Source organism: Paraburkholderia sp. BGA-UO-ETr-F21 (assembly GCF_059567925.1).
Genome location: NZ_JCAQOY010000001.1, coordinates 83608 through 92526, shown reverse-complemented (window position 1 = coordinate 92526; position 8919 = coordinate 83608). Strand labels below are relative to the sequence as shown.

6 protein-coding genes and 2 riboswitches are annotated in these 8919 nt (G+C 64.3%); of the genes, 2 read left to right on the top strand and 4 right to left on the bottom strand.

Translation table 11 applies throughout. The features are described from left to right. Both AC57B1_RS00390 and AC57B1_RS00385 read left to right on the top strand, forming a co-directional pair. The coding region (locus AC57B1_RS00390) for a hypothetical protein (protein ID WP_496416257.1) at window positions 1–235 on the top strand (235 nt) is incomplete at its 5' end. Between the two features lie 226 nt (window positions 236–461). Continuing rightward, window positions 462–1406, top strand: coding sequence for a flagellar brake protein (locus AC57B1_RS00385; protein WP_496416256.1), 945 nt, complete (start codon window positions 462–464; stop codon window positions 1404–1406). 39 nt (window positions 1407–1445) lie between these two features. Here the strand turns inward: AC57B1_RS00385 and AC57B1_RS00380 are convergent, their stop codons facing one another. The 4 genes from AC57B1_RS00380 to cobW all read right to left on the bottom strand — a co-directional run bounded on the left by AC57B1_RS00380 (window position 1446) and on the right by cobW (window position 8067). Then, window positions 1446–2036 carry a vWA domain-containing protein gene (locus tag AC57B1_RS00380; protein ID WP_408349784.1) on the bottom strand — a complete coding sequence of 197 codons (591 nt, stop codon included), beginning with the start codon at window positions 2034–2036 and terminating at the stop codon, window positions 1446–1448. 74 nt (window positions 2037–2110) lie between these two features. Continuing rightward, window positions 2111–3169 carry a magnesium chelatase ATPase subunit I gene (locus AC57B1_RS00375; RefSeq protein ID WP_408349781.1) on the bottom strand — a complete coding sequence of 353 codons (1059 nt, stop codon included), beginning with the start codon at window positions 3167–3169 and terminating at the stop codon, window positions 2111–2113. Further along, a complete protein-coding gene (cobN, locus tag AC57B1_RS00370) occupies window positions 3166–6969 on the bottom strand; it encodes a cobaltochelatase subunit CobN (RefSeq protein ID WP_496416255.1) in 3804 nt (1267 codons plus the stop codon). The genes AC57B1_RS00375 and cobN overlap by 4 nt, the downstream gene beginning before the upstream one ends. A 6-nt stretch (window positions 6970–6975) precedes the next feature. Further along, window positions 6976–8067, bottom strand: coding sequence for a cobalamin biosynthesis protein CobW (cobW, locus tag AC57B1_RS00365; protein ID WP_496416254.1), 1092 nt, complete (start codon window positions 8065–8067; stop codon window positions 6976–6978). Between the two features lie 219 nt (window positions 8068–8286). Next, a riboswitch (cobalamin riboswitch) is annotated at window positions 8287–8567 on the bottom strand. A 67-nt stretch (window positions 8568–8634) separates the two neighbouring features. Next, a riboswitch (cobalamin riboswitch) is annotated at window positions 8635–8885 on the top strand. Window positions 8886–8919: the final 34 nt, after the last annotated feature.

The following is an 8919-nucleotide window of genomic DNA, read 5'->3' as shown; positions in this document are numbered from 1 at the left end:
GTTAATTTTTAAAGATCGAGTCCGCATTCACTACCGAACCAGCACCGTATCGCCAACCTCGCAACACCCGGCACCGCTTCGTTCTGCGTCGCTGCATCAGCAGCAGAGAAACGAGATTATGGAGAGCGAGAGACATGTCGTCAACCCCCTTCACGCAATATTTTTCAAAAAGTTGAGAAGCACCGAAACAGACCCGCACAGCAACACCGCCAATTTAGTTAGTCATCCGACCTAATTGGTCGCTCGCGGAACAATCCTGCTCGCGGCAGCCAAACAGTGACCCGCGACCGCACCTCTACCAAACCCACCTGGCAATGACCAACCTCGCTATATATAGAGCACTCGCCGCCCAACATAAAGCAGCGCCGGAAGAAACCAAAGCCGAGTCAGCCGAGAAAACTAAAGTTTCCGCCTTGCCGGCCGTCAACCAAGATATCCCGTCACTCCAATAACCGCCGACCATGGACAATCCAGTCGAGGAACACGTCGACGAACGCTCACCCGCCGTGCAAACGCCAGCACTCAATCTGGATAACGTCCCGGTGGGCAGCGCTCTCGACTGGCCGATCGTCGACGCCGACGGCACGCTCCTTTTCACGAGCGGCACCATCCTCGCGACCACGGACGAACGCACCTTCCTGTTCAACCACTTCCGCCCTCAACGGGGCGACCTGCTGGATGCAGGCACGCAAGCGCCACATCAGCCAGACACTCAGGCAGACCCTGGCGGCCCATTGACGCTAAAGGACATGCACCTGGAAATCGGTGCATTGATCGGTGTGCGTCCGCAGCTCGGCAGCGGCGCTCCGATGCATCCATGCCGCATCATTGGCTTCGCGCCGAATCACGCGCTCTTCGTCACGCCGCCAATGCACGACGGTCGCATGCTCCCGCTGGGCCTCGGCGAAAACATCGAAATCGTCGCGATAGCCAGTCATGCCGTGTTTCGTTTCGTCTGCACGATCGAGGCAATCTGCCGCTCGCCGTTCGACTACGTCGTGTTGTCGAAGCCCGGCGTGATCCGTCGCCTGCGCGAGCGCAAGTCGATCCGCGTCCGCACGCACCTCGCGGTGCGTTTCGGCATCGGTGAAAACGGGGACTCGTATGAGGGGCTTGGACTCGCGAAAGGCATTAGCGCACTGGGCATGTCGCTGGCCGCTTCCTGGACGCTGGGTGCTGTCGGCGACCGGTTGCGTCTGGCGTTCCGCCTGAAATCGAAAGATCTGGATACGGAGATCGAAACCACGGCCGTGATCCGCAATGTGCACAAAGGCAACGGGCCGGGCGAGCCTTCGACTCATGGGCTCGAACTCGATCAGCTCGACGCGACCCAGCAAATGGCGATGAAAGTCTTCGTATTCGACCGCCAGGACGACGTGGTGTATTGGTCGAACGGCTTGAAATAAATCAGCGCAGGACGGCGAGCGGCGCAACGCACCTGCCGCTCAGCCCATCAATTCTTCCGGCGTACAACGTCGCGCGCCCCACGCATCGGCGAGCACTTCGCAGCGGCCCAACCGTAACGCCTCACGCTCGAAATCGACGAACACGACTTCGTCCACGTCGAGCGGGCGCACGGGCGTGTCGCGCGTGCGCCCGTCGGTGAGGATCCACAGCCAGCGTTGCTGCGCGGGCTTGCGGCGCGCGCTGCGCTCCAGCAGCCGGCTCGCTCGCTGAATGCCGGCCGAAAGCGGTGTGCCGCCGCCGCCGCCCACCGGACTCAACCACCGCTCGTTCCACCAGCGCGGCACGGCCGGACCGAATCGCACATCCGCTCCCGCACCGCCGAAACAGATCAGGGCGGCCTCGGCACGCGCGGCGCTCGCGTGGTCGAACAAGGCGACCAACAGTCCCTTGGCGAGCGCGAGGCGCTGCCCGCCCAGCATGGAACCAGAACAATCGAGCACGAAACAATGCAGCACGCCGCCACGCGGCGCCTCGCGCATGAAACGCAGATGCCCGGCTCGTAAAGCGCCTTGGCCCTTCGCCGCGAGTGTGTGAGGCCACGCGATGCGCTTGCCCGGCGTCCCATGCAAGCGGCTGTGCGCACCCGCACCTTGCCGCCATCGAAAACCGCTGCGCGAGTCAGCGGCGGCGCCCTTCCGATGGCTCAGCGTTTTTTTGCGCTGAGCGGTATGACGCCTTTGACCTGCGTGGTGGCGGCCGGCTCGGGGGCAAGATAGCCCCACTCGCTGTCGCCCGCCGCGTCAGCCGGCGGCGCATTGCCTTTCGCAGACGCAGACGGCCGCCCCGCGCCGCCGCCCTCAGAAGCGTCACTCTCACGCGCGTCCCGATGCGCTTGGGAATCACGAGAATGCCGCCGATGAATCAGCACCGCCTCGGCAACCCGATCGACATGCTCCGCCGTCACCGCAGACGCCTGCTCGAACGCCGCCAACGCCCGCGCCGCGCGCAGCATCACGAGATCGGCGCGCAAACCGTCCACGGCGGCGGCGATACACAACGTGCTGACACGCGCGTGCACGGCGTCGTCTAACGCAAGTTGCGGCAGCGCGGCGCGCGCTGCTCGAATCTGCTGCACATAAGCCGCCTGCTGCTGCGCATAACCCGCACGAAACCCCTGTGGATCGAGATCGAACGCCAGTCGGGCTTTTACGATCGCCTGCCGCACATGCGGCTCGAAGCAGTTCTGCAACTCGACCATCAAGCCAAAACGGTCGATCAACTGCGGCCGCAGCTCGCCTTCTTCAGGATTCATCGTGCCGATCAGCACGAAGCTCGCGTCGTGGCTATGCGACACGCCATCGCGCTCGACGGTATTCACGCCGCTTGCCGCCGCATCGAGCAATGCGTCGACGAGCGCGTCGGGCAGCAGGTTGACTTCGTCCACATACAGCACGCCGAGATGCGCTTTCGCGAGCAGACCCGGCGAGAAGCGCACCGAACCGTCGCGCAGCACCGTTTCGATATCGAGCGTGCCGATCAAGCGGTCTTCACTCGCGCCAAGCGGCAAATTCACCAGTTGCCCCTCCGGCAACAACTCGGCGAGCGCCCGCGCCGCCGTCGACTTGGCCGTGCCGCGCGGCCCCGCCACCAGCACACCGCCCAGCGCCGGATCGATAGCGGCCAGCAAGAGCGCTTGCTGCAAGGGCGCCTGGCCGATCAGCGCGGCAAAAGGAAAAACAGGCCGCCGGGCTGCTGAGTTCATGTTTGCATTCCTTCAATCTGTTGCTCGCTCGCGAGCAGATGCTGTTCGACTTGCGCGCGATAGTCGCCGGGCGTCTGCCACAAACCGCGCTGCATCGCTTCGAGCAGGCGCTCGCAAATCGAATGCAACGCGTGCGGGTTATGCCGCTGCAAGAACGCGCGGGTGTCAGCGTCGTTCAGATAGGCATCGGTCACGAGCGCGTACTGATGATCCGCGATCACGCGCGCGGTCGCATCGTAGCCGTACAGATAATCGACGGTCGCGGCGATTTCCGCCGCGCCCTTGTAGCCGTGACGCTTCACGCCATCGAGCCATTTCGGATTGACCACCCGCGAGCGGATCACGCGGGCGATCTCCTCATGCAGCGTGCGCACGCGCGGCGCGGCCGGATTGCTATGATCCGCGTGATACACGCTCGGCTGATCGCCGCCCAGATGCCGTACCGCGGCGACCATGCCCCCCTGGAACTGGTAGTAGTCGTTCGAATCGAGCAGATCGTGCTCGCGGTTGTCCTGGTTCTGCAGCACCACGTCCAGCGCCGCGAGGCGCGTGCCGAACGCGTGACGCGCTTCTTCGCCCGCGCTCTTTTGCGTGTACGCGTAACCGCCCCACGCCTGATAGGCGTTCGCGAGATCGGCGTCGGTCTGCCATTGCCGCGAGTCGATCATGTCCTGCAGTCCCGCACCGTACGCGCCGGGCCGTGCGCTGAACACGCGCCAGCCGGCGCGCTTGCGCGCCTCGGCGGCGTCGATGCCGCGCGCAATGAGCGCATCGCGCTCACGCAGCACGCGCGCGCGAATCGGATTCAGGTCTTCGGGTTCGTCGAGTTCCGCGACCGCCTGAACGGCAGCATCGAACAGATGCATCACATTGGCGAAGGCATCGCGGAAGAAACCGGACACACGCAACGTGACGTCGATGCGCGGCCGGTCGAACACCTCGATCGGCATGATTTCGAAATCGGTCACGCGGTGGCTGCCCGGCGCCCACTTCGGCCGCACGCCCAGCAACGCGAGCGCCTGGGCGATATCGTCGCCGCCGGTGCGCATGGTCGCGGTGCCCCACACGGAGAGGCCGATGGCGCGCGGATAGTCGCCCTTCTCCTGCAAATGCCGTTCGATCAGTTGCTGAGCGGACTTCAATCCCAGCGACCAGGCCGCTTGCGTGGGAACCGCGCGCGTGTCGACCGAATAAAAGTTGCGACCGGTGGGCAGCACATCGGGCCGTCCACGCGATGGCGAACCGCTCGGTCCCGGCGGGACAAAGCGCCCTTCGAGACCGCGCTTCAGGTGAAGCATTTCCTGCGGGCCGCAGGCGTCGAGCCGCGGCAGCACGTCGGCACGCAGTCGCCCGATTACGCGCGCCGCTTGCGGTAAGTCGGCAGCAAGCGACGCCGAAGAGGCCGCATCTTGATCGCCGCACACGCCGCGCAACAGCTCGGCCGCCAGCAACTCCAGCCGTTCACGCGTGTCGCCGCAGTGCCGCCACGGCGCATCGCTGACATTGCGCAGCACGTCGGGGCGCGGCCCGTCCCACACCGCCGACCAGTCCACCGACAAAGGATCGAACAAATGGTCCATCTGCAGATCGCGCGCCAACGCATCGATCAGGCCGGCCTTCGCGCCTTGCCCGTCGCCGACAGGAAAACGCCCAAGCGCCAGCAATGTATCGCGCCGTTGCACACCGTCCGGCGATTGCCCGAACGTATGCAAGCCATCGCGAATCTGCGCTTCCTTCAACTCGCACAGCCATGCATCGACGCGCGTGAGGAGCGCGTCCTCATCGTCCTGCCCGGTCGGCGCCGCGAGGCTCAACTCCTCATGCAGCTTATGTTCGGCGATGGTCGCCAGAATCGTGCGCCGTAACAGCTTCGAGCGGCGCGGGTCGACCATCAGCGCTTCATAGTATTCGTCCACCTGCCGCTCGAGGTCCTGCAACGGCCCATAGGTCTCGGCGCGCGTGAGCGGCGGCATCAGGTGATCGATGATCACGGCCTGCGCGCGGCGTTTCGCCTGGCTACCCTCGCCCGGATCGTTGACGATGAACGGATACAGATGCGGCATCGGCCCGAGAATCAGATCAGGCCAGCAGGCAGCGCTCAACGCGACGCTCTTGCCAGGCAGCCACTCCAGATTACCGTGCTTGCCGACATGCACGATCGCGTCGATGCCGAACTGGTGGCGCAGCCAGAAATAGAACGCCAGATAGGCATGCGGCGGCACGAGGTCGGCGTCGTGATAGCTGGCGTAATCGCCCTGTTCGCGCGAACGCGCGGGCTGAATGCCGACGAACACCTGCCCGCAACGCCAGCCCGCGATCATGAAACGGCCGCGCCGCAGCGTCGGATCCTGCTCCGGTGCGCCCCAACGCGCGTTCAACGCCTGCCGCGCCTCGAGGGGCAACGCATTGAAGTGCGCGAGGTAATCAGCGAGCGCGAGGCTTTGCAGTGCGGGACGCAGATCGCGCACCACCGGATCGTTGGTCACGCCCTCGGTGAGCTTCTTCAGCAGCGCGTCGCCGTCCGCGGGCAAGTCGGCGAGACGGTAGCCTTCGTCGCGCAGCATCGACAGAATGCGGACCACCGAGGCCGGCGTATCGAGTCCCACGCCGTTGCCGATGCGCCCTTCGCTCATCGGATAGTTGGCGAGAATCAACGCGACTGTCTTGTCCGCGTTATCGAGTGAACGCAGACGGCACCAGCGTCGGCTCAATTCCGCGAGAAACGCCACGCGCTCGGCGTCCGGCTGATACCGCACCACGTCGACCTGAGTGTGCGGACAACGGTACGCCAGCCCCTTGAAGCTGATGGCGCGCGTGATGATGCGGCCGTCCACTTCCGGCAGCGCGATATGCATGGCGATATCGCGCGAATTGAGGCCGTGATTGTCCTTCTGCCAGTCTTCACGATTGCCGCCGCTCAGAATCACCTGGAACACCGGCGCGTCGCCGGCGAGCGCGAGCGGCTCCGGGCCGTCGATCGCGGACGCGGCGAAGGCGGTCGTATTCAGCACCAGCGCGGCATTGTGCTCTGCGCACAGCGATTGCACGACTTCGCGGCTGAATGCGTCTTTGAGCGAGGTAATCGCGATCGGCAACGGATTCAGGCCTTGCGATTCGAGCGCGTCGATCAGCGCGTCGAACACAGCCGTATTGGCCGCCTGCAGATGCGCCTTGTAGAACAGGATCGCCGCGACCGGCGCGTCCGGTTGCCAGCGCGCCTGCCAGTCGGCGATAGTCGGCGTGTCACGCCCGGGATGATAGAGCGTCGCGGCAGGCCACGCGCGCGGCGGCGCAGGCTCGCGTCCCCAGCCGAAGGTCCGGTGCGCGATACAGCGCAGGAACGCCTCGGCATTCTGCGCACCGCCCTCGCGCAGATAACGCCACAGTTGATGGCACAGCTCGGCGCTTGCAGTACTGCGCGCGAGCAGGTTCGGATCTTCCTGCAAATCGCCGGAGAACATCGCGAGCGTCTGCTGCTTGCGCTCGGCGAGCGCCACCACCTGCTCGATACCGTAAGGCCAATACGCTTCGCCGCCGAGGTGATCGACCACCACCACACGCGCGTGCTGCAAGACGTCTTCGACGTAGAAATCGACCGAGGCCGGTTGCCGCAAATACGTGACGTTTGCGAGCCGCACGCTTGGGAAACCTTCACCCATGCGCGCAATCACGCTCGCGAGCAACGACAGCGTGGTATCGGCGGAGCTGAGCACGACGATGTCGGCGGGCTGCTGATCGATACGGATCACGCCTTGTGTATCGTCGACGAAACCGCCCGGCGTGGTGCGCAGCAGATGCATGAGCGCTTACGCCTGTTGCGTTTCGACGCTCGACGGCACGCCTAGCGCCTCGTCGAACGCACGCTGCAACGAGGCCTGATCGAGATCCTCGCCAATCAGCACGAAGCGGCTCGGGCCGCTTTCGCCGGCCTGCCAGCGTCGATCGAAATAGCTGTCGAAGCGGCGGCCCACGCCCTGAATCACGAGGCGCATCGCCGCGCCCGGCAGCGCCGCGAACCCTTTGACGCGGTAGATCGTATTCGTTTCGACGAGCCCTTGCAGCGCAGCGATCACTGCTTCGCGCGAGAGCGCATTCGCCTGCACGACCACCGAATCGAATTCGTCGTGATGGTGGTCGGCGTCTTCGGCGGAACCGTGGTGATCGTGGCGCAGGTGGATCGTCTCTTCCGAGGCGGCTTCGAGCCCCAGTAACGTATGCAGATCGAGCCGGCCCATCTGCGCGCGCACGATCTTCACTTGCAGCGGAATCTCTTCGCGAATCACCAGCTCGACCGCGTTTTGCTGCGCGTCGTCGAGCAAATCGGTCTTGTTCAGAATCACCAGATCGGCGGCGGACAACTGATCTTCGAACAGTTCGTGCAACGGCGATTCGTGGTCGAGATTCGGATCGGCCTTGCGTTGTGCATCCACGGCGACGGGGTTGTCGGCGAACTGACCGCTCGCCGCAGCCGGGCCGTCCACCACGGTGACCACGGCATCCACGGTAAAGCTGTTCTTGATCTGCGGCCAGTTGAAAGCCTGCACCAGCGGCTTGGGCAACGCGAGCCCCGACGTCTCGATCAGCACGTGATCGATCTGATCGCGGCGCTCGACGAGTTTTTCCATCACAGGAAAGAACTCTTCCTGCACGGTGCAGCACAGGCACCCGTTGGCGAGTTCATACAATTGGCCTTCGGTTTCGACGCCGTTTTCATCGCAACCGATTCCGCAACCCTTGAGAATTTCCCCGTCGATACCGAGTTCGCCGAACTCGTTGACGATCACCGCGATGCGCTTGCCGCCCGCATGCTGAAGAATGTGCCGCAGCAGCGTGGTCTTGCCGCTGCCGAGAAAGCCCGTGACGATGGTGACGGGGATCTTGCGCATTTGAGTTTGCATCGTGAGGTCCATCCGTAGGAGTTGCACGTGCACGCCGGCGTGTTTTTGTGTGTCTGTCTGCGCGTCTGCGTGCATCGGCCGGGTAGCCGGGTAAGCGGCGCGTAAGCCCAGCGAGCCAGAACGACAACACAACACGGGGACGAACGACGGGTTGCCGCGACAACAGAAAAACAGGAAGCGGGAATGAGATCATGAACGCACCGCCGCATCCCCGCGGCGTTCGCCCTTCGTATTCTGGCCGGTATCCGGGCTGGCGAAAGCGCCGCTTCCCCTTCCCGGGCGAGTGATTTCTCGCCCAGTGGTGATATGCCGACGCGGCCTTGCGCGTGGACATCGAAGCCGGCTCCGTGGCGCTAAGGAACTTACCGTAGCATCACATTTCGCTTACCGTTGCGGGGGCAGCACAGGTTGACCCGATCCATGGCAGGCGGGCACCCTGTTTCCCGTTTAACTGCATGCGCACGAGCGCGCACACGAGCACCAAAGTGCGTGCGAGTGTAGGCCCGCGGCCCGGTGCCGTCAAGGAAACGCAAGCCGCAAGCGCTTATCGGGCGGGACGCCATGTGCTATCGTATGCGCGCGTTTGGTGCCCGCACATGCATTCGCGTGTGCAGTTAAACGGGAAACAGGCCGCGCTTTATGCGCTCAACCTGTGCTGTCCCCGCAACGGTAAGCGACCTGCGGCGCGATGTCTTTCAGCTCGCGCCGCGCATGCGTTTTTTCGATGCCACTGTCCATGACATTCCAACGAATGCGGACGGGAAGGCAAAGCGCATGAGGCCGCCAGCCCGGATACCGGCCAGACGCGGAGGCGGCGAACCTCAGGGCAACATCACGCCGCCGGCCGCCGGA

Coding starts and splice junctions, on each gene's coding strand:
- cobW (WP_496416254.1), bottom strand. CDS start 8,067: ATGCAAACTCAAATGCGCAAGATCCCCGTCACCATCGTCACGGGCTTT.
- cobN (WP_496416255.1), bottom strand. CDS start 6,969: ATGCATCTGCTGCGCACCACGCCGGGCGGTTTCGTCGACGATACACAA.
- AC57B1_RS00375 (WP_408349781.1), bottom strand. CDS start 3,169: ATGAACTCAGCAGCCCGGCGGCCTGTTTTTCCTTTTGCCGCGCTGATC.
- AC57B1_RS00385 (WP_496416256.1), top strand. CDS start 462: ATGGACAATCCAGTCGAGGAACACGTCGACGAACGCTCACCCGCCGTG.